We start from the raw sequence: 26129 nt of genomic DNA, 5'->3' as shown, positions 1-26129 counted from the left end.
ACGAACCGCTCGTGGGCGGCACGGAGGACGGAGGACGCGGTGGCGCCCGAATCGTCCATGGCACCTCCCCTGTACCGTCCTGGTGGACCGGTCGATCCAAGGCCGGCCTGTGCCCCGGCCGTGCCCACAGGGGCCGAACGGCCCTGCGCGAAGGCGGCCGGCCCCGGGCAGGGGCTGCCGCGGGCGGGGCTGCCGCGGGCGGGGTGCCCGCCGGGCGGCCGGACCCGCGTCGCGGTGCGGAATCGCGTCGTGTTCCGCGCTCCCTTCTACGTGCCCGAGCCCGGCGAGACCGGTGAACGGGTGCGGCCACACACCGGCAGCGGCCACCGGAGTCCGCCGGGATCCGGGAGCCCCCGGCGCCCCGGACCCCGCGCTGCCGGCATCGCGGGACCAATGGCCCTGGCACCCCGCCCACGCCGAGGGTTTGATGGAATCGGCGGCGCTGCTGTCCACGCCGCCGCGGAGGAGGCGAGGACGATGACCGCTCCCACACCGATCAGGAAGACGGACCAGCGCACCCGCCCCGAGGCCACCGGCGCCTCCATGCGTGCCCGCGTGGGCGACGAGATCGTCGTGCGCGGCACCACGGACGGGGTCGTGGCCCGGGACGGCGAGATCGTCGGGCTGCACCATCCGGACGGGACCCCGCCGTACGACGTGCGCTGGGCCGACGACGGACGGGTGACCCTCTACTTCCCGGGACCCGACGCGTACGTCAGGCGTCTGACAGCCGCACCGGCGGACGGAGCCGGCCATGACCAGGGCAGGTGACCGGCGGCCGATCGTGGTGGGGGTCGCCCCGGATCCCGGCCTGCGGACGGCGCTGGCCTGGGCGGCCGACGAGGCCGCCCGCCGTCGGCTGCCGTTGCGCGTGGTGCACGCCGAGGGCGTGCCGACGCGCGGTTACCGGGGGCGGGAGGTCCCGCCCTCCTGGGAGGAATGGAACGCCGCCCTGCACAAGGCGGGGCGGCACCTGCTCGACGAGGCCGTGGACTTCGTCGCGGCGAGGCATCCGGACGTCGAGACGGACACCCTTCTCGCGGAGGGCGATGCCGTCTGGGTGCTGCGCGAGCAGAGCCGCGGGGCCGAGGCCGTCGTCCTGGGTTCGCGGCACCTGAGCCGGGCCCAGGAGGTGTTCGGCTCCGCCTCGGTCGCCGTGCCGGTCATGGCCCACGCGCGCTGTCCCGTGGTCGTCGTACCGGAACCGGAACACATCACGCAGGAACGCGCGTACTTCGTCGTCGGCGTCGACGGCAGCGAGCACTGTGCCCCCGCCGTCGACCTGGCCTTCGAGGAGGCGGCCCTGCGCGGGGCCGAGCTGCGGGCCCTGTACGTGTGGCAGCCGGGGCCGCTGCGGATCTTCGACGAGTACGAACCTCAGCAGGAGGACCGCCGCCTGCTCTCGGAGATCGTGGCCGGGCGCCACGCCCGCTACCCGGAGGTGGACCTGCGTCACGAACTGGTCGTCGGACATCCCGTGCAGGTGCTCACCGAGGCCTCGGCTCACGCGCTGGGCCTGGTGGTCGGCACCCGGGGGCGCGGCGGCTTCGCCGGGATGCTCCTGGGCTCGGTCAGCCAGGGTGTGCTGCACCATGCCCGGTGCCCCGTACTCGTCGTTCCGACGGCGGCAGCGACGGCGACGGCCTGAGCAGCCGTCGCCATGGGTCCACCTGGCCCCTCGCCGGGTCCATGCGGCCCCTGCCGCGCGGCGCCGGTGATCGCCCACGCTGGAAGCGGGGCCCGGCGAAGGGAGTCACCGTGACCGCTCGATTCGTGGACGCGAACACGCTCACCGCACTGGTGGCCGGCGCCACGGCGGCGCCGTCGCTGCACAACGCGCAACCCTGGAGTTTCCGCTACCTGCCCGCCGACGGCGTCCTGCGTCTGTATGCCGACGTGTCGCGTGCGCTGCCGCGCACCGACCCGGACACCCGCGGCCTGCACATGGGCTGCGGGGCCGCGCTGCTCAACCTGCGCGTGGCCGCCACCGCGGCCGGGCGGGCCCCGCTCGTACGGCTGCTGCCGGATCCGGCGGACCCGACGCTGCTCGCCGAAGTGACCCTGGTCGGCACCGACCGGCCCGATCAGATCCTCGCCGGTCTGTGTCCGGCGATCCCGCGGCGCCACTCCAGCCGCCGTCCCTACAGCGAGCGGCCGATACCGGCCGACCTGCGGGACCGGATGTGCGAGGCCGCGAGTGCCGAGGGCGCGCAGCTGGTCTTCCCCGGTGCCTGGCACGTGCAGGAACTGCTGGAACTGGTGCAGGACGCCGAGGGTCGCGAGGCGCTGGACCCGGAGCTGCGCGCCGAGACCGCCCACTGGACGCGGACCGGGCCCTCGGGCAGCGGCCAGGCGTCGGACGGGATACCCGCCGAGGCGTTCGGCCCCGCCCGGTACGGCCGGGCGACCCCGGTGCGCGACTTCGCCGCCGGACGCACGGTGCCCGGACGCGGCTGGGCGGTGTTCGAGCGCGATCCGCACATCGCCCTGCTGGGTACCGGCCACGACGGACCGGCGGACTGGCTGCGCGCCGGTCAGGCCCTGGAGCGGGTCCTGCTGACGGCCACGGCGGGCGGGCTGGTCACGTCGATGACGTCCCAGACCCTGGAATGGCCGGAGCTGCGGTGGGTGACCCGCGACCCGGGCTCCGGAATCGCCCATGTGCAGATGGTGGTCCGGCTCGGCTACGGCCCGGAGGGCCACCCCAGCCCCCGGCGTCCGGTGACCGAGGTGCTGGACGTCGTCCAGGACGCGGTGAACCGGCCGTGATCCGCGTCCTTCCCTCCCACGATCCGCGATGAGGAGTTGTCGTATGAAGGTCTCCGAGGCGATGACCTCGCCGCCGGTCACGGTCGCTCCGGGCGTGCGGATGACAGAGGCGGCCCGGCGGATGGCCGAGGCGGCCGTCGGGTCGCTGGTCGTCGTCGACGACGAGGGGGCACTGGCCGGTATCGTCACCGACCGCGACATCGCCCTGCGTGGTCTGGGCGGCGGCATGGCCCCGGACGCGACGGTGGACGCGGTCATGTCGTCCCGGGTGGTCACCGTCGACGCGGGCGACGACCTCCAGGCGGCCTACCGGGCCTTCCGCCGCACCGGCGTGCGCCGGCTGCCGGTCCTGGAACTGGGCCGGGTGGTGGGTGTGCTCACCACCGACGACCTGTTCCTGGACCTCTTCCGCCGGCTGGCCGACCTGCTGGGGCCGGTCGCCCGGACCGTGCTCCAGGAACCGTCCGAACGCGACTGCGCGGGCGGAGCGTCGCATGAGTTCTGATCCGGCTCCCGGAACGCCCGCGGTACGCGAACGTTCCTCGGCCGTGGGCGGCAGGTCACCAGCGATCCGGCAACCCCACGAACCCGGCCCTGCCCCCTCCGTCCCCTCCCTCCCCGCCACGGACGTCTTCGCCGCCCTGGGCAGCACCCCCCGCGGTCTCACCCCGGCCGAGGCCGCCGCGCGGCAGACCCGGTACGGCGCCAACGAGCTGCCCGGCGCGGCCCACGGCCAGGTGGGGCAGCGACTGCTCGCGCAGTTCACCGACCTGTTCGCGGTGATGCTGCTGGTCGCCTCGGCGATCACCTTCCTCGCCTACCTGCTCGGGCGGCCGCAGGACCCGGCCACGCTCCAGCTGGCCGTGGCGATCCTCGGTGTGGTGCTGCTGAACGCGGGGATCGGCTTCGCGCAGGAGTACTCCGCCGAGCGCACCGCCGAGTCCCTGCAGGCGATGGTGCCGCACACCTGCCGGGCGCTGCGGGACGGGGAGCCCCGGGAACTGCCCGCACGGGATCTGGTCCCCGGTGACGTGGTGCTCCTGGAGGCCGGGGACGCGGTGCCCGCCGACTGCCGGCTGGTCCAGGCGCAGGAGGTCGCCGTCAACAACGCGGCGCTCACCGGCGAGAGCGACGCCGTCGCGCGGGCCGCCGACCCGGTGCCGGCGGGCGCGCTGCTGGAGGCACGCAACTGCGTGTTCATGGGCACCGACGTGGTGGCCGGGACCGCGGAGGCCGTCGTGTTCGCCACCGGTACCGCCACCGAGTTCGGCCGGATCTTCCGGCTCACGGCGGCGGCGCCGAGGCAGCAGACCCCGTTGCAGCGTCAGGTGGCCGCCATGGCCCGGCGGGTGGCCGGTCTGGCGCTGGCGGCGGGGGGCGTGGTGTTCGCGGTGCGGGTGCCCGGCGGGCAGCCGTTCGTGGACACGTTCGTCTTCGCGCTCGGGGTGATGGTGGCGCTGGTGCCGGAGGGGCTGCCGGCGACGCTGTCCGTGTCCCTGGCGATCGGCGTGCGCCGGATGGCCCGGCGGCACGCGCTGGTGAAGCAGTTGCTGGCGGTGGAGGCACTGGGTTCGACCAGCGTGGTGTGCACGGACAAGACGGGCACTCTCACCCAGGCGGAGATGACCGTCGTACGGCTGTGGGCGGACGGTGTGCCGCACGCGGTGACCGGGGTGGGGTACGGGCCGGACGGCGAGGTCGCCGACGCGGAACCCGTCCGGGAGCTGCTGCGGGCGGCGGCGCTGTGCGGCAACGCCAGGCTGGTGCCGCCGACCGGGCGGGGCGGGTGGCGGGTGCTGGGCGACACCACCGAGGGTGCCCTGGTGGTGGCCGCCCGGAAGTCGGGCCTGGACACAGCGGCGGAGGAGGCGCGCACGCCCCGGGTCGCGGAGTATCCCTTCGACTCCGTGCGCAAGCTGATGAGCACCGTGCACCGCGACACGGACGACACGTTCTTCGCGTACGTCAAGGGCGCGCCGCTGGAACTGCTGGCCCGCTGCACCGCCGTCGACCGGGACGGCGGCCGGATCCGCTGACCGACGCCGCCCGCGCCGAAGTGGCCGCCGCCGCGGACGCCATGGCCGGTCAGGGGCTGCGGGTGCTGGCGGTCGCCCGGCGGCGGGTCTCCGGAACCCGTCCGCCGATCGGCGGCGTGGAGTCGGAGCTGACGCTGCTGGGGCTCGCCGGGATGTACGACCCGCCGCGGCCGGAGGTGCTGGACGCGGTGGACGCGTGCCGGCGGGCCGGGATCCGCATCGTGATGGTCACCGGTGACCATCCGCTGACGGCGGAGGCCGTCGCCCGCCGCGTCGGGATCGTGCGCGGGCCCGACCCGACCGTGGTGACCGGCGCTCAGCTGGACGCGCTGGACGACAGCGGTCTGGACGGGCTGCTGGCGGGCTCTACCGAGCTGCTGCTGTGCCGGGTCAGCCCCGAGCACAAGATGCGGGTGGTCACGGCGTTCCAGCGGCGCGGCGAGGTGGTCGCCGTCACCGGTGACGGCGCCAACGACGCCCCCGCGCTCAAGCACGCCGACATCGGGGTCGCCATGGGCGCCTCCGGCACCGACGTCGCCCGGGAGGCGGCGGTGATGGTGCTGCTGGACGACTCCTTCGCGTCCATCACCACCGCGGTGGGCCTGGGCCGTTCGGTCTACCGGAACATCCGCAAGTTCCTGATCTACCTGTTCAGCCACAACATCGCCGAACTCGTGCCGATCCTCGCGGCGACCTTCGCCGGCTTCCCGCTGGTGCCGATCACCGCCGTCCAGGTCCTCGCCATCGACCTGGGCTCGGACGTGCTGCCCGCGCTGGCGCTCGGCGCCGAGCCGACGGAGCCCGACGTGATGGACAGCCCGCCACGGCCCCGCCGGGAACGGCTGTTCTCGGCGTCCGTCATGGGCCGCATCCTCTTCCTGGGCGGCATCCAGGCGCTCGGCGTGTGCGCCGTGTTCTTCTGGCACATCCACGCCTCCGGCATCCCCTACGCGGACTTCACCAAGAACACCCCCGTCTACCGGGAGGCGATCACCATGGTCCAGGCGGGCATCGTCGTCAGCCAGTTCTTCAACGCCCTCGCGGTGCGCACCGACCGGCAGAGCGTCTTCCGGGCCGGTCTGCTGAGCAACCCCTGGCTGCTGGCCGCCGGCGGGTTCGGCATCGCGCTGATGGCCGCGATCAGCTACGCGCCTCCGCTCCAGGCGGTCTTCCACACCGCCCCGCTGACCGCCGCCGACTGGGCGGTCCTGACCGCCTTCGGTGTCCTGCTGCTGGCCGCCGAGGAATGCCGGAAATGGCTGCTCCGCCGCCGTACGGCGGCCACGAAGGGAGGAACACGATGAGAGTCGTCATCGTGGGCTGCGGCCGCGTGGGGGCCACCCTCGCCGCGCAGCTCGCCACCGAGAACCACGACGTGCGGGTGGTGGACCGGCAGCCCACCGCGGAGCGACTGCTGCCGACGGGCTTCCCCGGCTCCTTCCACGTCGGCAACGGCTTCGGCCGCGCCGTGCTGGAAGCCGCCGGCATCGAACACGCCGACGCCTTCGTCGCGGCCACCTCCACCGACAACACCAACATCGTCAGCGCGCGGACGGCCAAGGAGACCTACCGGGTCCCGATCGTCCTGGCCGGTGTCCACGACCCGCGGCGCGCCGACATCTACCGGGACCTGGGCGTCCCGGCCGTCTCCAGCGTCCGCTGGGCCGTGGGCCGCATCCACCAGATGCTGTTGCACCGCCATCTCACCCCGGAACTCGCGTTCGGCAACGGCGAGACCGTGCTGGTCCGCTCCGAGCTGCCGCCCTACCTCACCGGCAGACCGGTGACGGGGTTCGACGTCGATGGCGAGATCAGGGTCGTGGAGGTCACCCGCGTCGGCCGCTCACTGCTGCCCGCCCACGGCCTCCCGGCCGAACCCGGTGACCTGGTCACCTTCGCCGTCGCCGCGACGGCCCTCGGCAGGCTGCGCGGGTTCCTCGACAAGGAGCTGGGAACATGAAGGTCCTGATCGCCGGCGCGGGCCGCCTCGGCACCCAGATCGCCCAAGTGCTCTCCGCCGCGCGCAACGACGTCACCCTCGTCGAACGCGACGACGAGCGGCTGGCCGAACTCGACGACATGCCCCGGGTGCGAGTGCTGGCGGGTGACGCCTCCGAGCCCGGTTTCCTGGCCGGTGCGGGGGCCCGCGCAGCCGACGTCCTCATCGCCGCCACCGGCCGCGACGAGGACAACCTCGTGATCAGCCTGCTCGCCAAGCGGCGGTTCAGTGTGGCGCGGGTGGCCGCGCGGGTCAACGACGCGGAGAACACCTGGCTCTTCGACGGGCGATGGGGCGTGGACGTCGCGGTCCCGGCCGCCACCCCGCTGGTCTCACTTATCGAGGAGGCCACCGGCGCCACGGACACCGTGGCCCTGCTGCGGCTGAGCAAGGCGGGCGTCGAGGTCATCGAGACCGCGATCACAGAGGACTCCAGGGCCGGCGGACACACCCTCGGTGAGATCGCCCTGCCCGCCGGTACCGTCGTCGCCACCGTCGTGCGCGACGGACAGCCCACGGTCCCCGGCCCGGAGATACGGCTCCGGCCGGGCGACGAAATCCTGCTGGTCTCGCACGAGGCCACCGAGCAGGAGATCCACGCGGCCTTCCAGTAGCCGGGCCCCGTGTCACTTCTGTAACCGGACCTCATGTCGCTCCTGTTCGGCGCGCACGACCACGACCGGGCAGGTGACGTGCCGGGACACCTGCCGGTTGACGGCGCCGGGCGAACCGGCGCAGCGCGCCGAACACGCTGCCGCCGGCCAGGCACGGCCGGCGGCCGCCAGGGCCTCACCCGGGGACGGCCGGCCCGGGGACGGGCAGCTCCGTCCGTCGGGCGGCCTCGCCGGTGGTGCCGGCCTGCCGGCGTTCAGGTCGGCGATGTCACCGCGCGCCGTACGTCGGCCCGGCCATCACGCCTTTTGCGGTACGACGGCCACCGGGCAGTGCGCGTGATGCAGCAGGGCGTGGCCGACCCGGCCGAGTTGCAGGCCTCGGTGGCCATGACGCCGTCGGGCGCCCAGGACCACCAGGTCGGCGGCGGCCGAGCGGTTCAGCAGGACGCGGTGGGCCGGGCCCTCGACCGTCACACTGCGTACCCGGACGCCCGGGTACTCGGCCATGGGTTCGCGCGACAGCGTGTCGAGCAGGTCCGAGGCGTGCCGCTCGGGTGCCCTGGCGGATTCCGCCGCCGTCATGGCCCGGCGCCACGCGCGGACGACGTCCAGGGTGCATCCGCGTGCCGCCGCCTCGCGGAAGGCGAACCGCGCCGCCTCGCCGCCGGTGTCCGGAGCACCGGCGGCGAGCAGGATCCGCTCGTGGGTGCCGGCCAGGCCCGCCTTGTCGCCGCGGACCACGATCACCGGGCAGTGCGCCCGGCCTGCGACCGCGAGGCCGACCGAACCGAGGAGCAATCCGTTGATCTCGCCACGGCCGCGCGAGCCGACCACCAGCGCGCAGGCGTTGTCGCCTTCGCGCAGGAGGGTGTCCACCGCGTCCTCGGGGAGGATGTCGGTGGTGACCTTCACGTCCGGGTCGCGGCGGGCCGCACGGTCCGCCGCGGAGGCGACGATGTGCTCGGCCAGCACACGTTCGGAAGGGCGTTCGGGTCCCACCGTGGGGACACCGCTCTCATAGCGCTCCCACAGAGACGCGTACACCAGCCGCAGCGGCACATCGTTGCGGGCGGCCTCGGCCACCGCCCAGTCGACCGCCCGCAGACTCCCGTCCGATCCGTCGACGCCTGCCACCAGGGGAAGTGTCATCGTCCCCACCGCCTTTCCTCGGACTGCCACGGCACGCGGCAGGTGGGTCCTCCCTTCACCCTCGCACCGGTCGCCATGCACAAGCAGGGGCCGAAGGTCCCGGTGCGCGGACCGCCGGGCCCTGCCCGCGGATCAGGACGGGAGGTCCAGCCCGTACATGCTGCGCCCGCCGACGAGTTGCCGTCCGGTGACCAGTTCGGGCTCGATGCGCACGAAGACCTCGTGCGGCGCGGGCGCCCATGAGCGCGGGCCGGTGCGGGCCAGCCGTTCGTGTACGGCGGGGTCGCTCACCACGGTCGCGGGGCCGGTGACGACAACGCTCCAGCCCGACTGCGCGTCGGCGTCGACCGCGTCACCTTCGAACGCGACCACCGCGCCGTCGACGGCACGCAGCAGGTCCGAGGCCGCGGAGATCCGCAGCAGCACCGCGCCGTCGCCGTCCAGCCCGAAGTTGACGGGCAGCACGGCGGGCAGCGCGTGACGGGTGTAGACGATGCGGCCGACAGGCACCGTGGCGAGCAGGCTCAGGCATTCCCGCGGGTCGAGTTCTCGGAATCCGTCGTTGGCGTGCATGGTCCGCCTCCTGCTGCGGTGCTGCGTTCGTTCCGCCCTGCGCCAGGACCGAGGCCCGGACGAGGGCCGTCGGTCCCGCCTCGCATCAGGCAGCTGGTAGGGCGACCTCGTGCTGCTCCCCACCGAGCACGGCCTTGAGCGCGGCGGTCTCGCCGGCCCGGCGGAAGACGTCGTACGCCTCCTCCATGCGGGCGAGCGGGAACGTGTGGGTGACCATCTGCGCGGTGGGCAGTCGGCCGGCGGCGGCCATCCGCAGCAGGGTGGGGGTGGAGAAGGTGTCCACCAGCCCCGTGGTGATGGTGACGTTCTTGATCCACAGGTCTTCGAGGTGCAGGGTCGCCGGCCTGCCGTGCACGCCGACGTTGGCGACGTGGCCGCCGGGCCGCACCATACGGGTGCACAGCTCGAAGCTCTCCGGCACACCCACCGCCTCGATGACGACGTCGGCACCCAGGCCGTCGGTCAGATCGGCCACCAGTTCTGCGGGGGCCTCGTGGACATCGGCGACCGCGTCGGCCCCGAACCGGTGCGCGGCCTCCAGCCGGGCCGGCGTCAGGTCCACCGCGATGATCCGCTCCGGCGAGAACAGCCGGGCCGTGGCGATCGCCGCGAGCCCGATGGGCCCGGCACCGACGACGGCGACGGTGTCGCCGGGCCGTACGTGACCGTTGAGGACGCCCACCTCGTAGGAGGTCGGGAAGATGTCCGCGAGGAGCACGGCGTCCTTGCTGTCCAGCACGCTTGGCAACGGGTGCACGGACAGGTCGGCGAACGGCACACGGACGTACTCGGCCTGGGTGCCGTCGATCAGGTGGCCGAGGATCCAGCCTCCGCCGCCCAGGCACTGGCCGTACATCCGCTCCCGGCAGTAGCGGCAGCGCCCGCAGGAGCTGATGCAGGAGACCAGGACCCGGTCGCCCGGCCGTACGGTCCGTACGTCACTGCCGACCTCGACGATCTCGCCGACGGCCTCGTGACCGAGGACCGTGCCGGGCTGCACCTCGGGGACGTCGCCCTTCAGGATGTGCAGGTCCGTGCCGCAGATGGTGACCGCCTCGACGCGCACGATCACGTCGGTGGGCTCCTTGACGGCCGGGTCCGGGACCTCCTCCCAGGCGGACTGCCCGGGGCTGTGGAAGACGAAGGCTTTCATGGCACGTTCACCGTCCTTGGTCCGCGCGGGGCCGGAGATCGACGGACGCCGGGGATGCACCGGATCTGCCCCACGGATCCATCCTGTCCCTGGCCCGGAGGACGCCGCTTGGGCCGCCCGGCCCCTGTGGCCGCCGACGAGCCCACAGCCCTGCGGACGGCACGGGCCGTTCGGGCCCGCTCCACCAGGGCCGAAGGGACCGAACGGCCCTTCCGCGCGCTCGGCCGACTCGGCTTGTCTGGCGGTATGGCGGACAACCACACGAGGTCCACGGCACGCCACACGACGCACAGCGTCGGCGGCACGGCGGTCGTGACCCTGCACGGCGAGATGGACGTCCTCGCGGTTCTGGCGCTCCGTCCGGCCCTCGACGCTCTGACGGCCGGCCCGGAATCCGATCTGGTCCTCGACCTTCGCACCGTCTCCTTCATCGACTGCTCCGGGCTCGGCATGCTGTGCCGGGTACGCAACCGGATCCGGTCCCGGCACGGCCGTCTCCATCTCGTCCCACCGGACCACGCCTTCCTGCGGCTGCTGCGCCGCACCGGGCTGAACGGCATCTTCGAACTGTCCCACCCGTTACCCGGACCCGGGCCTCGGCAGCGCTGTCCAAGGCGGGCCGGCACCTCGGCGGGGCACGCTCCGGAGGGGCTGAACGGCCCACTCCTGAGCGTGAGCCGAGTCCGAGCGGCCCAACGGTGACACCTGCCCGGCCCATCCCCCGCCGGCGCACGGGCTGACACCTTCGAAAACGTCACGAGGACGACGAGGAGGAACGGTCCGATGCGTGGAGCCAAGAACGCGAAGAAACGGCTGTGGCGGTGGCGGAGCAACCCGCTGCGGCGACACGACGACATCGTGGAGGCCTGGATCGTCCTGGCCGTGTGGGCGTTCGTCGGGGTGGGCGGCGCCGTCGCCGGTACGGTGACGGCCCGGGCCGCCGACGTGGTGTTCGCCCAGCAGCGGGCCGAACGCCGGCCCGTCCGGGCGGTACTCCTCACCAGTGTGCCGAAGAGCGCCGTGACGGGCGGGGCGGCGGACGATCGCAGGCTCGCCACGGTCCGGTACCCGGCGCCCGACGGATCCAGCCGCTCCGGCCTCACCCGGGTGGACTCGGGCCTGAGCGCAGGCACCTCGGTGATGGCCTGGGAAGACGGCCGCGGCCACCTGGTCTCCGAACCACCGAGCGCGGCAGCGGCCGGGGTCGAGGCCGCGGTGCTGGGTACGGCGGCCGCATGCGCCGTCGCGGGCGCCGTGCTGGGTGCCGGAGCCGTCGCCCGGTGGCGCCTGGACGAGCGGCGGACGGCGCTGTGGGGGCGGGAGTGGGATCTCGTCGGACCGCAGTGGGGCCACAGGACGGGCTGAGCGATGGAACCCGTGATCCTTGCCTGTACCGGCCCTGCGGCTCCCGGCCGGGACACGGCCGACTGGGCCGCCCACGAGGCCCGGCTGCGGGGTGTGCCGCTCCGTGTGAGGCGCGGCCCGCTGCCGGCCACGGATCCTGCCACGACGGTCGTCTGCGAGGTGCGGCGAACGGATGCCGTCCCACCGTTCTTCGACGCCCCGGCCGCCGCGGTGTCCGCCCCCGTGGTCCTGGTTCCCGACGGCGTCGGCCCGTCCCGTCACCGGCCGGACGTCGCCCTCGGCGTCGACGCCCGCGATCCCGCCCCGGCCGCGATCCGCTTCGCCTTCGACAGTGCCCGCGTCCGGGGCGGCCGGCTCCACGCGGTGCACGCCTGGCGGCTACCCCCGGAAGCGGCCCTGCTGCCCTTCGGCCTCCCGGAGACGGACCGCGCCACCTGGGAGGACCAGGAGGTCCAGCTTCTCGCGGACGTACTGCGCCCGTGGCGCGCCCGGTATCCCGAGGTACGAGTCCTCGAAGACGTCCGGCTGTTCACCCCGGCCGAGGCTCTGCTCCATTGCTCGGCGAACGCGGCGCTGACCGTGATCGGCCGGCCGTCCTGTGCCGTCGGCTGGGAAACGCTTGTGGGGAGCTTGCTGACCGGGACGACCTGCCCGGTGGCGGTCGTGACGTCGTAGTCTCCTCGCGACTCGCCCATGGCCCGTCGGTCGGCGGTTGCGGACGTCGCGAACGAACGCGACCGTCAAGTCGGCCACTTGGGTCAGCAGTCCGTGGAAGCGGGTCTCCAGGTCACGGAAGGCGGCCCGGACCTGCGGCTCGCCGTGCAGGTCGAGGTGGACCGCGCGCTCCTGCGTCTTGTGAAGGAGGCCCGGCCCGTGGGCCTTCATCACGACCCGGCCGTCGGCACCCCGCAGCCGTTCCGCGGCGCGTACGGCCTCGTCCTCGGTCCCGGCCCAGCCCCGGCGGATCTGCGGGATGCCGTAGCAGCCGAGCAGGTCGGCGCAGAGCCGGGATCCGTCCAGCCGCCGTCGGGGTGGGCGGCCAGGTAGGCGTCGACCAGTGCCCGGTACCCGGGACGGGGGGGGACGCAGGCCCGGTCGGCGGTCATGGCGGCCGAGCGCCTGCTCACCCCGAAGAACCGCAGACGGAGGTTGTCCGGGGACGTGTCGTCGTAGAACCGCTCCAGCCGGTCGGGGTCGGCCGGCACGACAGGGCGGATACGGATGGTGGTGCCGTCCGCGAGCGGTGCGTGGGCGGGGACTCGGTCGATGACGTCCATGACCAGGCGGGAGCGGTCCAGGTCGTTGCGGACGACCATGTCGAAGGGGGTGGTCGTGGTGCCGGACTCCTTGTAGCCGCGCACGTGCAGGTTCTGGTGGCCGTCGTCCTCACCGTCCCGTGGCGAGGTCGAAGACGATCCGGGCCTTGACCTGGCCGCGCAGCACCTCGTCGATGCACTCGTTGACGGATTCCAGCGGGCGGGTCTCGCTGATGACCTGGGTCTGTCCCGCGGCGTGCAACTGGAAGACCTCGGCGAGGTCCTGCCGGGTGCCGACGATGGAGCCGATGACGCTGGTGCCGTTCAGGACGGTGTCGAAGATCGGGACCCGGACCGTGCCGTGCGCGGGCAGCGCCACCATGACCAGCTTGCCGCCGCGCCGCAGGCCGGAGTTGACGGCCTCGAAGGCCGCGTCGTTCACCGCGAGCGCGATCGCCGCGTGGGCGCCGCCGTGCCGCTTGAGGACCTCCCCGACGTCGTCCTTGCGCGCGTCGATCACGAGGTCGGCGCCGAGCCCGGTGGCGAGTTCGAGTTTCTCGTCGGTGACGTCGATCGCCGCGACGGTGGCTCCGGCGATCTTCGCGTACTGCACGGCGAGGTGGCCGAGCCCGCCGATCCCGGAGATGGCGACGAGCTGGGTGGGCCGCACCCCGGCCACCTTGAGGGCCTTGTACGTCGTCACGCCGGCGCAGGTCAGCGGTGCGGCGTCGAGGGCCGTGACGCCCTCGGGCACGGGCTGGGCGAAGTCGGCCCAGGCCAGCATCTTCTCGGCGTACCCGCCGTCGCAGCCGTAGCCGGTGTTGATCTGCTGCTCGCACAGCGTCTCCCAGCCGGACAGGCAGTGCTCGCACCGCCCGCACGCCTTGCCGAGCCACGGGACCGCGACCCGCTGCCCGAGGCTCAGGTGGGTGACGCCCTCGCCGAGCTTCTCGACGAGTCCGACGCCCTCGTGGCCGGGCACGAACGGCGGGTTCGGCTTGACGGGCCAGTCGCCGTGGGCGGCGTGGATGTCGGTGTGGCAGAGCCCGGAGGCCTCGACGCGGATGCGGACCTGGCCGGGGCCGGGCTCGGGGTCGGGGCGGTCTTCGATGACCAGGGGTTCCCCGAAGGCTCGTACGACCGCTGCCTTCATGATCTGTGCTCCTCAGGGGTGGGTCAGTCGTGCGGGACGACGGCGACGGGGGCGGTGGCGTGGTGCAGAACGGTATGGGTGACGGAGCCGAGGTGGGTGCCGAGCGGGCTGCGGCGGGTGCGTCGGCCGACGACCACGAGGCAGGCTTCGCGGGAGGCGTCGACGAGGTGGTTGCCGGGGGTGCCGTAGGGGGACTGCTCGGTGATCTCGACGGCCGGGAACTTCTCCCGCCAGGGGCGCAGGACCTCGCTCAGCGCGGTGCTTTCCTGCCGGGCCAGCTCTTCACGGAGTCCGAGGTCGGCGGCCACGCCGTAGGTGTCGTAGTAGTAGGGCGGGTTCCAGCCGTGCACGACCCGAAGGGACGTACCCCGGCGGCCGGCCGCGGCGACGGCGAACGCGATCAGATCGTCGTCGGGGCTCTCGATGTCGAGGCCCAGGACGACGGGCCGGAACGCTGTCGCCGCGGACGGGACGCCGGCCGGGTCGGTCTCGTGCTCGTCGGCGGCCTGTTCCCCGGCGCGGACCAGGACGACCGGCCGTTCGGCGTGGGCGACGACGGACAGGCCGACGGAGCCGACCATGAACCCGCCGATACCGCCCAGCGCACGAGAGCCGAGGACGAACAGTTCGGCGTCCTTCGCCACGCCCACGAGGATGTCCGCGGGGCGGCCGGACAACTGCTCGATGCTCACGTCGAGGCCGGGGTGGCTCCGCCGCACGCCCTCCGCCGCCTCGCGCGGTATCCTCCGCCAGCCTTCGGGCTCGGGGCCGAGCAGCGGGGCCTGCGCCATGGGCGCCGGTACGGGCTCCCAGACCTGGACCAGCTTCAACGGCAGTTCGAGCAGCTCTGCCTCGCGGGCCGCCCACTCGGCCGCGGCACGGCTCTCGGGAGAGCCGTCGAGGCCGACGGTGACGGTACGGGTCATGATCTCTACCTCCTGAACGGGGGGTGCGGTATGAGCTTCGTCTTCGGACACGGCGTCCGGCAGGGGCCGCAGGTCCCTGCGCGGGGCCGAGCGGCCCTGGCCGGTGCACGATGCGGCACGCCGCGGGTCTGCGGCGCCGCACCGATGCCGAGCAGGCCGGGCATGAACTGTTCGAGGCCGTGGTCGTCCACGCGGCGACCGCGCACGGATTCACCACGGTGAAGCAGGAGTTCAGGAGGCCCGCAGGCCGTGCTCGCGGAACTGCCCACGGACCCGCTCGGTCAATTCGGGCGTCGGCACCGGGCTGTCGCGCAGCGGAAACGGGATGCCGAGGGCCTCGTACTTCGCGGCGCCGAGTCTGTGGAACGGCAGGACGTCCACCCGGTCGACCGAGTCGAGTCCCGCGACGAACCGGGCTCGCCTCGGTGGCTCTCACTTCGGATGGTGGTCGCTCACGGCGATCACGGGCAGTGCCGCCCGGTCCCGTTCGCGGGCCGGACGCCCCCGGCAGCCGCTCACCGGCCCATGTGGTCCGGGCGGACCAGGGTGCCCGAGCGGCCGTGGACGATCTCGTACGCCGCGTCCAGGGCGCCGATGGCGGCCAGACCGCCGGTGCGCTCGACGAACCGGGCGGCGGCCTCCGTCTTGGGGCCCATCGAGCCGTCCGGGAAGCCGCCCCCGCGCAGCAGGCTCGGGGTGGCGTCGTCCAGCGGGCGCTGCCGCGCGGTGCCGTAGCCCGCGTACACGCACGGCACGTCCGTGAGGATGAGCAGGAAGTCGGCCTTGAGCTCCTCGGCGAGGAGTGCCGCGGTGAGGTCCTTGTCGACGACCGCCTCGACGCCGGTGAGGGCTCCGGTGTCGGGGTCTGTGGTGACGGGGACGCCTCCGCCGCCCGCACAGATCACCGGCGTGCCGCCGGCGAGGAGTTCGTGGACGGTGTCCGTCTCGACGATGCCCTCCGGGCTCGGGGAGGGTACGACGCGCCGCCAGCCGTCGCCGTCCCGCCCGATCTGCCAGCCGCGCAGCCGCGCGAGCGTCGGGACGGCCTTGCCCGAGTACACCTGGCCGACGAACTTGGTGGGCCGGCCGAAGGCCGGATCATCGGCCCGTACGAGGGTATGGGTGACCAGCGTGGCGATTCGGGCCGGGCAGCGCGTTGTGCAGGGCGCGGGCCAGCAGGGAGCCGATCATGCCCTGGGTCTCGGCGCCGAGCAGGTGCAGCGGGTAGGGGGTGGTCAGGGCGGGGTCGGCAGCGCTCTCGACGGCGAGCAGGCCGATCTGGGGGCCGTTGCCGTGGGTGATGACCAGTTCGTGGTCGTGGGCGAGGGCGGCGAGAGCGGTGACGACCCGTTCGACGTTCGCCTCCTGGACGGCCGCGTCGGGGTGGTCGCCCCGGCGCAGCAGGGCGTTGCCCCCGAGGGCGGCGACGATGCGCATGGTTCAGTCCTCCAGGGTGGCGACGAGGATCGCCTTGATGGTGTGCAGCCGGTTCTCCGCCTGGTCGAAGACGATGGAGGCAGGCGAGGAGAACACCTCGTCGGTGACCTCCAGGCCGTCCAGGCCGTGGGCGTCGAAGAGTTCCTGGCCCAGGCGGGTGCTGCGGTCGTGCAGCGCGGGCAGGCAGTGCATGTGCTGGCGACGTCGTCCGCGTTGATCACCTTGGCGTTGCTCTCGTTGGCGTCCCAGGTGGCAGTCGACAACGAGCTTACGACTCAAGATCAGCCACATCACGAAGACCTCCGCGCCTGCTGGGCGCGCGAATGCGCGACGCTAACCTCGGATGACCCGCAGCGCGTGCGTGACCGCGCCTGCCATCGCCTGGCGCGCCGCCTTCAGCGCAAGGCGCGGATCGACCGTCGCGGCGTCCGCCGCCAGGGTCTGCCGGACCGCCCCGGTGAACGCGACGTTCAGCGCCGTCCCGATGTTGATCTTCACCATGCCGCCCGCCACGGCCCGTCGGAGCTCAGTGTCCGGGACACCGGTCGAGCCGTGCAGCACCAAGGCCACCGGAACCGTCTTCGCCAGCCGGCGGATCAGCTCGTGGTCCAGCCGGGCGGTCCGGGTGGTCATCGCGTGCGAACTGCCGACGGCCACCGCCAGCGCGTCCACCTCGGTGGCGGCCACGAACTCGCGGGCCTGATCGGGATCCGTGCGGGCGCCCGGCGCATGCACACCGTCCTTGCCGCCGATCTCGCCCAGTTCGGCCTCCAGCCATAGGTTCCTGGCATGTGCCCAGTCCGCCGCGGCCCGAGTGGCGGCGACATTGGCGGCGTGCGGCAGCGCCGAGGCGTCGAACATGACGGAACCGAAGCCGCAGCCGGCGGCGCGGTGCAGCAGTGCCTCGTCAGTGACGTGATCCAGATGCAGGGCGACCGGCACCCCGGCCGCTTCGGCCACCGCGGCCGTGGCCCGGGCGATCGGTTCGAGCCTGCCCCCGCGGAACCGCACCGCGTTCTCGCTGATCTGGCAGATCACCGGGGAGCCTGCGGCTTCGGCGCCCTCGGCGACCGCCTCGGCGTGCTCCAGGGTGATCACATTGAAGGCGCCGACGGCTTGTCCGCCGAGGCGGGCGGAGCGGACCAGTTCGGCGGTGGGAACCAGGGGCATGGGAATCTGCCGATCTCTCATGGGCGATCGTTCGCGACGCATGAAACTGCTCTTGCATGAAATTGCTCGTTTGGCGGCCATAAGATGCTTAAAGACGCCATGCCCTTCATGGCTTCGCACACAGGCGCGCGGTCCGGCGTGCGTTACCTCGGCGTGCGTGGACCCGCGCTCGCCACCGACAGGGGAGCGACGAACATGGCGGCACCGCAAGCCAGATGGAGCGCGCTGCTGGAGTTGCTGACGCGGGACGGGAGGATCGAGGTGGAGCCGGCGGCCGCCGAACTGAGGGTCTCCGCCGCCACGATCCGGCGCGACCTGGACGAGCTGGCCCGTCAGCAGATGGTCACCCGTACGCACGGCGGAGCGGTGATCAACGCGATCGCGTACGACCTCCCGCTCCGCTACAAGGCCGCCCGCAACGCCCCGGAGAAGGAACGCATCGCCCACGCGGCGGCCGGTCTGGTGAAGGCCGGCGCCGTGGTGGGACTGAACGGGGGCACGACCACCACCGAGGTGGCCCGGGCGCTGGCGACCCGTGCCGATCTGAGTTCCGACGGCACGGAGACCGCCGTCACCGTGGTCACCAACGCGCTGAACATCGCCAACGAGCTGGTCGTGCGACGCCACGTCAAGCTCGTGGTGACCGGCGGGGTGGCGCGCCCGGCGTCGTACGAGCTGATCGGACCGCTGGCCACCGAACTCCTGGCGGAGATCGCGCTGGACCAGGTCTTCATCGGTGTGGACGCCATCGACGTGGCCCACGGGGCCACGGCGCACCACGAGGGTGAGGCGAGCATCAACCGCGCGCTGGCCCGCCGCGCCCAGCAGGTCGTCGTGGTCGCCGACTCCTCGAAGCTGGCCCGGCGGGCCTTCGCCCGGATCTGCCCGGTGACGGACATTCATGTGCTCGTGACGGACAAGGCCGCGTCCGACGCGCTCACCGAGCCGTTCTCGGCGGCCGGTGTGGAAGTGATCCGCGCCTGACGCGTCCGTACCCGCGACCGCCCGCGCGGCCGTACGCCTCACCGTCTCATCCCCGGACCCCGCCGGCGGTCAGACCGCTGATGAGGTAGCGCTCCACGAAGACGAAGAGAATCACCACGGGCACGATCGCGATCAGCGAGGTCGCGAAGAGATACTGCCACTGCTCGTGGTACGAGGTGACGAAGCCCGGGATGGCCCTGGTCAGGGTCATCCGGTCACTTGACGACGTGACGGTGAGCGCCACCACGTACTCGTTCCACGCACCGATGAAGGTGTAGACGAGCGCGGTCACCACACCGGGGAGCGCGAGCGGCAGCGTGACGCGGGTCAGTGCGCCGAACCGCCCGGTGCCGTCGAGCCATGCGGCCTCCTCCAGTTCCTTCGGGATGCTCGCGAAGTACGCGTTGAGGATCCAGACGCAGAACGGGAGGTTGAAGGCCGCGTTGACGAGGATGAGCCCCTCTGCGGTGTCGGTCAGGTCGAGACCGACCAGCTCCCGGTAGATGCCGACCAGCAGCGCGGTCGGCGCGAACATCTGGGTGGTCAGCACCAGCACCAGGAACGCGCCCCGGCCGCGGAACCGGTGCCTGGCCGTGTAGTACGCGGCGGGCAGCGCGGCGGCCAGCGTGAGCAGGGTCGCCGCCCCCGCCACGTACAGGGAGAACAGCAGCGCATCGGTGACCGGCGGGTCGGTGAGCGACCACACGGCCGTGAAGTTCGACCACTCCCACCGTACGGGCAGATAGGACGGCGGGGACTTCATCAGCTCCGAGGTCGGCCGCAGGGCGGTGAGCAGCATCTCCGCGTACGGCGCCAGGAAGGCGAGTGCGACGAGCCAGCCGACGGCGGTGAGCAGGACGGTGCGCAGCCTCATCAGGTGTCCTCCCGCGGTCTGACGACGCGCAGATACACCAGCACGACCAACAGGATCAGCGTGAAGTTGACGACGGCCATGGCCGCCGACTCCCCCACGGCCTGGTTGTCGAAGGCGAGTTTGTAGAGGTAGGTGGTGGTCGTGTCGGTGGCGAACCCCGGCCCGCCGCGCGTCATGGCCCAGATGACGGGGAACGAGTTGAACACGTTGATCACGTTGATGATCGCGGCGACGACCAGCGAAGGCCGCAGCAGCGGCAGGGTGATCCCCAGGTAGGCGCGCACCGGTCCCGCGCCGTCCACCCGGGCCGCCTCGTACACCTCGTCCGGGATGCCCTGCACGCCGGCCAGCAGGACGAAGGAGGTGAACGGCAGCGACACGAACACGGCCACGCCCATCATCGCGGCGAACGCCTGACGGGGGTGGGCCAGCCAGTTGACGGGGGCGTCCAGGATGCCCAGGTCCATGAGCACCCGATTGACCACGCCGTAGAAGTAGTTGAGCATCCAGCGCCAGATGAGGGCCGTCATGAGGACGGACGCGGCCCACGGCACGATCAGCGCCCACCGCACCAGCCGGCGCCCCGGGAACCGGGAGTTCAGCAACTGGGCGAGGCCGAGGGAGAGCAGGAGGGTGACCGCGACCACCCCGACGACCCAGATCATGGTGCGCAGCAGCACACCGGGCAGGTCGTCCTCGGCGAACAGGTCGGAGTAGTTGCCCAGGCCCGCGAAGCCCTGGGAGAGGCCGGTGGAGCTGACCCGCGTCAGGGAGGTGCGGATCATCTCGACCACCGGCCAGACGACCATGGCCAGGATGAGGGCGGTCGCGGGACCGAGCCACAGCAGCGGCTCCCACGCCCGCAGGCGCCTGCGCCCGCGGGGGCGTGGCGGCGTTTCCGGCACTGCCGGGGCACCGTGTCCGGCCCCGGCGGCGCTGACGGTGACGTCGTGCACGGCCACCCCGCTCAGCTTCCCTTCTGCGCGGTCTTCTGGATCTCGTCCAGGACCTTCGCCGGATCGCCGCCCGCGACGGCGCCGCCGATGCGCTGCTTCACGGCACCGTCGACCGCGGCCCAGGCGGGATCGTCGGTGGGCGCGAACTGCGCGTCGGACAGGGCGTCGACGAACGGCTTGTAGTACGCGCCGTTCCGGCTGTCGGAGCTGAGCGCGTCGCCGGCGGACGTGGTGACCGGCAGGAAGCCCTCGGTCGAGACGAACTTCGCGGCGTTCTCCTTCTGGTAGAAGAAGTCGAGGAACTTCCTCACCGCCGGTTTGTCCGCCCCGCCGTTCTTCTTGAACGCGACGAGGTAGTCCTGGACGCCGAGCGTCCTGTGGGTGGTGCCGTCCTTGCTCGGCAGCGCCGCGACGCCGTAGTTCAGCTTCGCGTCGACCGGGTCGATGAAGCCCTTGCGCAGGAACACGGCGCCGTTGAGCATGCCGATCCTGCCCTGCGCGAACTCGTTGAAGACGTCCTTGCGGTCGGTGGTCTCCGGGTTGGGCTGGGTGACCCCCTCCTTCGTCAGTTTCCGCAGGTAGGTGAGTGTGTCGACGTTGGCCTGCTGGTCGATCGCCCACTTCCCCGAACTGTCGGTCCAGCCGCCGCCGTTGTTCATCGCCCAGATCTGGAACTCGGCCTGCGCCTCCTCGGACCCGAGCGGTAACCCGAGGCCGATGTAGCCGGCCTGCTTGATCTTCTTCGCGTCGGCCTCGACCTCGGCCCAGGTGGAGGGGGGCCGGGAGATGTGCGCCTTGGCGAAGATGTCCTTGTTGTAGAAGAACAGCCGCGCGCTGGAGATGAACGGCAGTCCGTACTGGGCGCCCTGGTACTCGGCCTTCTCCTTGAACACCGGAAGGAAGTCGGCCAGCACCTGCGGCGAGACGACGTCCTTCGCCCGGTACACCAGCCCGTCACGGGCGAAGTCGGAGAACTTGTTGTAGTTGAGGACGTCGGGCTGCTGCTTGGTCTGAACGTACGTCTTGACCTTGGAGTCCATCTGCTCCCAGTCGACGACTTCAAGGTTCACCCGGTAACCGGGGTTCTTGGCTTCGAAGTCCTTGATGAGCGCCTCCCAGTAGGCCTGGGTGTCGTCGTCGTACTTCGCCGCGACGAACCTGATCGTCCTGCCGTCGGAGCCGCCGCTGTCGGACGCGCTGCCCTTGCCGCATCCGGTGAGGGCCAGAGCCAGGGTCATCCCCCCGGCGACGCCCACGAGGTGCCGTCTCACGGTGTTCCTCCTCTGCGCGCAGCGATGCACGCACTCACGCGCATCGTTCATGCTTGTTTATGCGCGATTTTCAGTGATATCAATCATCAACAGTCACTGCACATCATGTTCGATGAATCGCGCACGGTGTCAAGAGCCGCTCCATCACGTCTCCGTTACGCCGTGCGCCCGAGACGGGAGACCACCCGATGAGTCAGACCGAGATCGAGATCGCCACGCAGCCCGAGTGCTGGGAACGGGCCGCCGCCCTGGGACGCCGTCCGGGCGGCCCCGCCTCGGCCGCGCTGCCCCGGCGCGGCGAGCGGGTGGCCGTCGTCGGCTGCGGGACGTCCTGGTTCATCGCCCAGGCGTACGCGGTACTGCGCGAGTCGGGCGGCCACGGAGAGACCGACGCCTTCCCCGCATCGGAGATGCCGGAAGGGCGGCCCTACGACCGGGTGCTCGCACTGACCCGCTCCGGCACCACGTCGGAGGTGCTGGAACTGCTCGGCCGGCTGCGCGGGAGGACTCCGACGACCGCGATCACCGCCGACCCGCGGACCCCGGTGACACGGCTGGCGGACGCCATCGTCGTGCTCGACTTCGCCGACGAGACCTCGGTGATCCAGACCCGGTTCCCCAGTACCGAACTGACGCTCCTACGTGCCCACCTGGGCGAGGACCTGGGACATCTGCGGGAGCAGGGGCGCTCCGCGGTGGAGGACCCGCTGCCGGCCGAGCTGACGACGGCGGAGCAGTTCACGTTCCTGGGACGCGGCTGGGCGTACGGGATCGCCCAGGAGGCGGCGCTGAAGATGCGCGAGGCGGCGGGCGCCTGGACGGAGGCCTACCCGGTGATGGAATACCGGCACGGTCCGATCAGCATCACCGGTCCGGGCCGCCTGGCGTGGTGGTTCGGGGACCCGGCGGCCGTGCCGTCCGGTCTCGCCGACGAGATCGCCCGCACGGGCGGGCGGTTGGTGGCGCTCGGCCGCGACCCCCTGGCCGACCTGGTCGTGGTGCAGCGGCTGGCCGTCGCCCTCGGAACGGCCCGCGGACTCGACCCGGACAATCCCCGCCATCTGACCCGTTCGGTGATCCTCACCTGACGCTCGTTCACACAGAATTTACCGTCCGCATCGTTCGGTCCCGGGCCCGTCGGATCGCTTCCACCGGCCCGGCGATCGCCCGCCACCAGCGGCGCGGCCGCTCCGTGACACTCCTCGGACACCTTCCGGAACCTTGTGCACCGCCTGTTGACAGCGGGAGCACCCCGCAAGAACATGAGCGAAATCGTTTGGAATCTTGCATTACTGCGCAGCTTCACGCAGTACTGGTAAGCCACCATGCCATCCGCGTACCGCGCGATCCGCACACCCTCCACGCACCGCCGCTCACTGAGCCACCGTCCTGTCCGACAGGAGGACACGAGTGCACGCCCGACCGAGCAGCCCCGGCGGCATCCTGCTCGCCGCCGCCCTGACCACTGCCTTACTGGCGCCCGGCATCGGCCCGGCGGCCGCGGCACCGGCCCTGGCCCGCCCCGCCGGCGTCGCCACCGGCACGGTGCCGAAGGTGACCCGGGGCACGGACGCGGTCACCGTGTCCGTGCCTGCCTCCCCGGGCGCCCCCGGCTATACCCTCCAACTGGCCACCGACGAGCTGTCGCTCACCACGCGCCACGCCGGCACGACCGTGCTCGCCACCGCCTCCGGCGACACCGGCGCCCTGCGCTTCACGTCGGCCGACGGCACCTGGCAGCACGCCACCGACGTCACCGCCTGGACGTGGAAGAACGGCGTCCTGACCGTCACGGCCGACACCACGCTCCAGGGCGCCACGGTGGAGGCCCGGGTCACCCCGCAGCCCGACCGCTACCAACTCGACTGGGACGTAAGGGGAAACAGCAGCCCGAAGCAGCTGGGCCTCGCCTACGACCTGAAGTCGGCGGGCCACTGGTACGGCCACGGCGAGGCCGAGACCCCGGCCGGCGGCCCCGGCACCGACCAGCCATGGCCCCTGGACAGCGGCCAGGTGGAGCACAGCGGCTTCGGCCCCGCCTCGTACAACATGATCGACCCGTTCTGGTACACGTCCTCGTCCACCGGGCTGCGGGTCGACACCGGCGACACCATGGACGTCGGCATCAACGCCGACAAGGACGGCCTCGGCCGCTTCACCGTCGACTCGGCCGACACCTACAAGGCCACCGTCTTCGTCGAGTCGACGCCGCTCGCCGTCTACCGCGACTACATCGGCATCGTCGGCAAGCCGCGGCAGAGCGACGCCACCTACGAGCAGTACGAGAAGCCGCTGTGGAACTCCTGGGCGCAGTTCTACACCAAGGTCGACCAGCAGAAACTGCTCGACTACGCCACCGAGTTGCACAACAGCGGACTCGACGGGCACACCATCCAGCTGGACGACAAGTGGGAGTCCGAGTACGGCAACCTCACCTTCGACTCCACCACCTTCCCCGACCCCAAGGCCATGTCGCAGAAGATCCACGACATGGGATTCGACTTCGGCATCTGGGTCACCCTCTGGATCAACCTGGACTCCGACAACTACCAGTACGCCGCCGACCACGGCTACCTCCTCAAGGACGCCTCCGACACCACCAAGCCCTGCCAGGTGACCTGGTGGAACGGCACCGCCGGGATCGTCGACCTCGCCAACCCCGAGGCCAAGGCCTGGTACGAGGGCAACCTGAAGAAGCTGATGGGCGCCTATGACATCGACGGCCTGAAGTTCGACACCCGTTTCTTCGACGAGAAGTGCGCCCCGCGCGACGGCTACCAGGCCACCGACTACCAGAAGCTGGGCACCGAACTCGCCGACGAGTACGACCTCCAGGGCGCAGGCATCCGGGTGCACTGGAGCTCCACCGCCCACGAGGCCGGTTTCGTCACGCGGCAGGTCGACAAGGGCACCGGCTGGGAGTCGCTGAAGGCGTCGGTCAGCCAGAACCTGGCGATCTCCACCATCGGCTATCCCTTCGTCGAGTCCGACATGATCGGCGGCTCCGGCTCGCAGCCCGCTCCGAGCAAGGACGTCCTGATCCGGTGGGCGCAGTCGGCGTCGCTGATGCCGCTGATGTACTCCTCCACCTCGCCGGTGGAGACCAACGACGTCACCACCGGCCGGAAGGTGACATACGACCAGCAGACCATCGACCTGTACGCGGCGGCGGTCAGGGCGCACGAACGGCTGGCCCCGTACATCTGGGACCAGGTCCAGGCGACCCTGAGGACCGGCGACCCCGTCATGCGCCCGTTGTTCTTCGACTTCCCGAAGGACCGGGCGAGTTACACGGTGGCCGACGAATGGATGCTGGGCCCCGCGGTGCTGGCCGCGCCCAAGCTCGGCTCCGGCACGACCCGGACCGTGTACCTGCCGTCCGGCGACTGGTACGACGTCAACCACGGCACGGTCCTGCACGGCCCGGCGACACTCAAGGGCTACTCCGCCTCCCTCGGGGTGAACCCCGCGTTCGTGAGACTCGGCGCCAAGGGTGCACTCAAGGCGATCAGGGCGCTGAAGCGCGACGACGTCCCCGCCGCGTCCGTCCTGATCGGCCCCGACGCGCCGAGCACCCGCTCCGGCACACCGTTCGAGGTCACGACCACCGCGACCAACTGGAGCGGCCGTGCCATCGGCGGTGTCACCGCCACCCTCGGTGTACCGGCCGGCTGGACCGCCACGGCCACCACCAAGGCCACCGCCACAACCCTGAAGCCGGGCGCCGCGCTCACCACCACCTGGCGGGTCACCCCGGCCGCCGACGCCAAGTGGGGCGGCCACGACCTCACCGGCACGGTGACCTACGACCGCACCGCCGAGGTCGACGACACCGTCCAGGCCACCGTGGCACCCGCACCGGGCGGCGTCGCGGAACCGTACCGGACGACGCAGACCACGGACGACGCCCAATACGCCCAGGGCGGTGACCAGTTCGCCATCTGGGCGGGCGGCCAGGACCTGTCCGGCTGGAAGGACGAGAAGGGCACGGTCTACCTGCCGGACGCCGCCGGCGAACAGGCCACGGTCCGGACCGAGTTGGTCTCACAGACCGGGACGACGCCTGCCGGGAAGGCCGGGATCGCCCTCGCCGACGACCTGACCGACCCGGCCAAGGGCGGCTACGCGGTGCTCACCATGAGCAACAGCTACGGCCTGGAGTTCATGACCGACAGCAACGGCGACGGCGTCCTCGACACCTGGGCCGGCGGCGGCTCCACCTATCACCCCGCCTATCTGAAGCTGGTCCGCGACGGCACCACGTACACCGCGTACGCCAGCAAGGACGGCGACACCTGGACCACCGTCGGCACCGCCGACGTGCCCTCGGCAGCGGGCGCCGAGGACGCCGGCATGGTCGCCAGCGCCGTCAACGCGTACTACCCCGGCGAGACGCTCGAAGCGGTCTTCGACGGCTTCTCCGTCACCTCCTGAGAGGGCCCCA

General features: G+C 72.1%; 23 protein-coding genes and 5 pseudogenes. 14 read left to right on the top strand and 14 right to left on the bottom strand.

Translation table 11 applies throughout. The annotated features are described in order from the left end of the window. The first annotated feature begins 477 nt into the window (after window positions 1–477). The 8 genes from OHB00_RS43375 to OHB00_RS43340 all read left to right on the top strand — a co-directional run bounded on the left by OHB00_RS43375 (window position 478) and on the right by OHB00_RS43340 (window position 7418). Complete coding sequence (locus OHB00_RS43375) at window positions 478–771, top strand: DUF1918 domain-containing protein (RefSeq protein ID WP_406443415.1); 294 nt, start codon at window positions 478–480, stop codon at window positions 769–771. Further along, window positions 755–1648, top strand: coding sequence for a universal stress protein (locus OHB00_RS43370; RefSeq protein WP_406443413.1), 894 nt, complete (start codon window positions 755–757; stop codon window positions 1646–1648). Before OHB00_RS43375 ends, OHB00_RS43370 begins: the two co-directional genes overlap by 17 nt. Before the next feature lie 110 nt (window positions 1649–1758). Then, on the top strand, window positions 1759–2769 hold the full coding sequence (locus tag OHB00_RS43365; protein ID WP_406443412.1) for an Acg family FMN-binding oxidoreductase: 1011 nt from the start codon (window positions 1759–1761) through the stop codon (window positions 2767–2769). Between the two features lie 43 nt (window positions 2770–2812). Beyond that, window positions 2813–3274: a cyclic nucleotide-binding/CBS domain-containing protein gene (locus tag OHB00_RS43360; protein ID WP_406443410.1), complete on the top strand. Its 462-nt coding sequence runs from the start codon at window positions 2813–2815 to the stop codon at window positions 3272–3274. Continuing rightward, a complete protein-coding gene (locus OHB00_RS43355; RefSeq protein ID WP_406443409.1) occupies window positions 3264–4805 on the top strand; it encodes a cation-translocating P-type ATPase in 1542 nt (513 codons plus the stop codon). The genes OHB00_RS43360 and OHB00_RS43355 overlap by 11 nt, the downstream gene beginning before the upstream one ends. A gap of 20 nt (window positions 4806–4825) precedes the next feature. Beyond that, window positions 4826–6109 (top strand): cation-translocating P-type ATPase, encoded by a 1284-nt coding sequence (locus OHB00_RS43350; protein WP_406443407.1) that lies wholly within the window; start codon window positions 4826–4828, stop codon window positions 6107–6109. Continuing rightward, window positions 6106–6765: a potassium channel family protein gene (locus OHB00_RS43345; RefSeq protein ID WP_406443406.1), complete on the top strand. Its 660-nt coding sequence runs from the start codon at window positions 6106–6108 to the stop codon at window positions 6763–6765. The genes OHB00_RS43350 and OHB00_RS43345 overlap by 4 nt, the downstream gene beginning before the upstream one ends. Further along, window positions 6762–7418 carry a potassium channel family protein gene (locus tag OHB00_RS43340; RefSeq protein WP_406443405.1) on the top strand — a complete coding sequence of 219 codons (657 nt, stop codon included), beginning with the start codon at window positions 6762–6764 and terminating at the stop codon, window positions 7416–7418. Before OHB00_RS43345 ends, OHB00_RS43340 begins: the two co-directional genes overlap by 4 nt. A gap of 297 nt (window positions 7419–7715) precedes the next feature. Here OHB00_RS43340 and OHB00_RS43335 read toward each other — a convergent pair whose 3' ends face one another. The 3 genes from OHB00_RS43335 to OHB00_RS43325 form a co-directional block, all read right to left on the bottom strand. Then, window positions 7716–8567, bottom strand: a complete 852-nt coding sequence (locus tag OHB00_RS43335; protein WP_406443403.1) for a universal stress protein — start codon at window positions 8565–8567, stop codon at window positions 7716–7718. Between the two features lie 132 nt (window positions 8568–8699). After that, window positions 8700–9140, bottom strand: a complete 441-nt coding sequence (locus OHB00_RS43330) for a pyridoxamine 5'-phosphate oxidase family protein (RefSeq protein ID WP_406443402.1) — start codon at window positions 9138–9140, stop codon at window positions 8700–8702. A gap of 85 nt (window positions 9141–9225) precedes the next feature. After that, complete coding sequence (locus OHB00_RS43325) at window positions 9226–10293, bottom strand: zinc-dependent alcohol dehydrogenase family protein (protein WP_406443400.1); 1068 nt, start codon at window positions 10291–10293, stop codon at window positions 9226–9228. Between the two features lie 246 nt (window positions 10294–10539). On the opposite strand from OHB00_RS43325, the gene OHB00_RS43320 reads away from it, so the two are divergent. From OHB00_RS43320 to OHB00_RS43310, 3 genes are all read left to right on the top strand, one after another. After that, window positions 10540–10995: an STAS domain-containing protein gene (locus tag OHB00_RS43320; protein ID WP_406443398.1), complete on the top strand. Its 456-nt coding sequence runs from the start codon at window positions 10540–10542 to the stop codon at window positions 10993–10995. Window positions 10996–11076: 81 nt separating this feature from the next. Continuing rightward, on the top strand, window positions 11077–11658 hold the full coding sequence (locus OHB00_RS43315) for a hypothetical protein (protein WP_406443396.1): 582 nt from the start codon (window positions 11077–11079) through the stop codon (window positions 11656–11658). Window positions 11659–11661: 3 nt separating this feature from the next. Beyond that, window positions 11662–12333, top strand: coding sequence for a universal stress protein (locus OHB00_RS43310; protein ID WP_406443394.1), 672 nt, complete (start codon window positions 11662–11664; stop codon window positions 12331–12333). A 75-nt stretch (window positions 12334–12408) separates the two neighbouring features. On the opposite strand, the pseudogene OHB00_RS43305 reads toward OHB00_RS43310, so the two are convergent. From OHB00_RS43305 to OHB00_RS43270, 8 genes and pseudogenes are all read right to left on the bottom strand, one after another. After that, a pseudogene (locus OHB00_RS43305) lies at window positions 12409–12713 on the bottom strand (acetate--CoA ligase family protein); the annotation flags it as partial. A gap of 189 nt (window positions 12714–12902) precedes the next feature. Then, a pseudogene (locus OHB00_RS43300) lies at window positions 12903–13037 on the bottom strand (hypothetical protein); the annotation flags it as partial. A 7-nt stretch (window positions 13038–13044) separates the two neighbouring features. Continuing rightward, complete coding sequence (gene adhP, locus OHB00_RS43295; RefSeq protein WP_406443393.1) at window positions 13045–14067, bottom strand: alcohol dehydrogenase AdhP; 1023 nt, start codon at window positions 14065–14067, stop codon at window positions 13045–13047. Window positions 14068–14090: 23 nt separating this feature from the next. Continuing rightward, entirely contained in the window at window positions 14091–14993 is a 903-nt protein-coding gene (locus tag OHB00_RS43290; protein ID WP_406443391.1) for a universal stress protein, read from the bottom strand. 231 nt (window positions 14994–15224) lie between these two features. Beyond that, window positions 15225–15404 (bottom strand): annotated as a pseudogene (locus OHB00_RS43285) (pyruvate formate-lyase 1-activating enzyme); the annotation flags it as partial. 104 nt (window positions 15405–15508) lie between these two features. After that, window positions 15509–16430 (bottom strand): annotated as a pseudogene (locus tag OHB00_RS43280) (carbamate kinase). Window positions 16431–16433: 3 nt separating this feature from the next. Beyond that, window positions 16434–16622, bottom strand: a pseudogene (locus OHB00_RS43275) (ornithine carbamoyltransferase subunit F); the annotation flags it as partial. 141 nt (window positions 16623–16763) lie between these two features. Continuing rightward, entirely contained in the window at window positions 16764–17600 is an 837-nt protein-coding gene (locus OHB00_RS43270; protein WP_406443389.1) for a ketose-bisphosphate aldolase, read from the bottom strand. 195 nt (window positions 17601–17795) lie between these two features. Here OHB00_RS43270 and OHB00_RS43265 point away from each other — a divergent pair, with 195 nt between their 5' ends. Next, window positions 17796–18584, top strand: a complete 789-nt coding sequence (locus OHB00_RS43265; protein ID WP_406446239.1) for a DeoR/GlpR family DNA-binding transcription regulator — start codon at window positions 17796–17798, stop codon at window positions 18582–18584. Between the two features lie 46 nt (window positions 18585–18630). On the opposite strand, the gene OHB00_RS43260 is transcribed toward OHB00_RS43265, so the two are convergent. From OHB00_RS43260 to OHB00_RS43250, 3 genes are read right to left on the bottom strand one after another with little or no spacing between them, the layout of a single operon-like run. After that, a complete protein-coding gene (locus tag OHB00_RS43260; protein WP_406443388.1) occupies window positions 18631–19458 on the bottom strand; it encodes a carbohydrate ABC transporter permease in 828 nt (275 codons plus the stop codon). Continuing rightward, window positions 19458–20420: a carbohydrate ABC transporter permease gene (locus tag OHB00_RS43255; RefSeq protein ID WP_406443386.1), complete on the bottom strand. Its 963-nt coding sequence runs from the start codon at window positions 20418–20420 to the stop codon at window positions 19458–19460. The genes OHB00_RS43260 and OHB00_RS43255 overlap by 1 nt, the downstream gene beginning before the upstream one ends. A 5-nt stretch (window positions 20421–20425) precedes the next feature. Then, complete coding sequence (locus OHB00_RS43250) at window positions 20426–21685, bottom strand: extracellular solute-binding protein (RefSeq protein WP_406443384.1); 1260 nt, start codon at window positions 21683–21685, stop codon at window positions 20426–20428. Between the two features lie 188 nt (window positions 21686–21873). On the opposite strand from OHB00_RS43250, the gene OHB00_RS43245 reads away from it, so the two are divergent. Both OHB00_RS43245 and OHB00_RS43240 read left to right on the top strand, forming a co-directional pair. Then, entirely contained in the window at window positions 21874–22773 is a 900-nt protein-coding gene (locus OHB00_RS43245; protein ID WP_406443382.1) for an SIS domain-containing protein, read from the top strand. A 322-nt stretch (window positions 22774–23095) separates the two neighbouring features. After that, on the top strand, window positions 23096–26119 hold the full coding sequence (locus tag OHB00_RS43240; protein ID WP_406443381.1) for a TIM-barrel domain-containing protein: 3024 nt from the start codon (window positions 23096–23098) through the stop codon (window positions 26117–26119). Window positions 26120–26129: the final 10 nt, after the last annotated feature.

Source organism: Streptomyces sp. NBC_00631, assembly GCF_045206895.1.
In the GTDB taxonomy this organism is placed as follows: domain Bacteria; phylum Actinomycetota; class Actinomycetes; order Streptomycetales; family Streptomycetaceae; genus Streptomyces.
The sequence above is the reverse complement of the archived record's forward strand: the minus strand, read 5'-3'. Positions and strand labels throughout refer to the sequence as shown.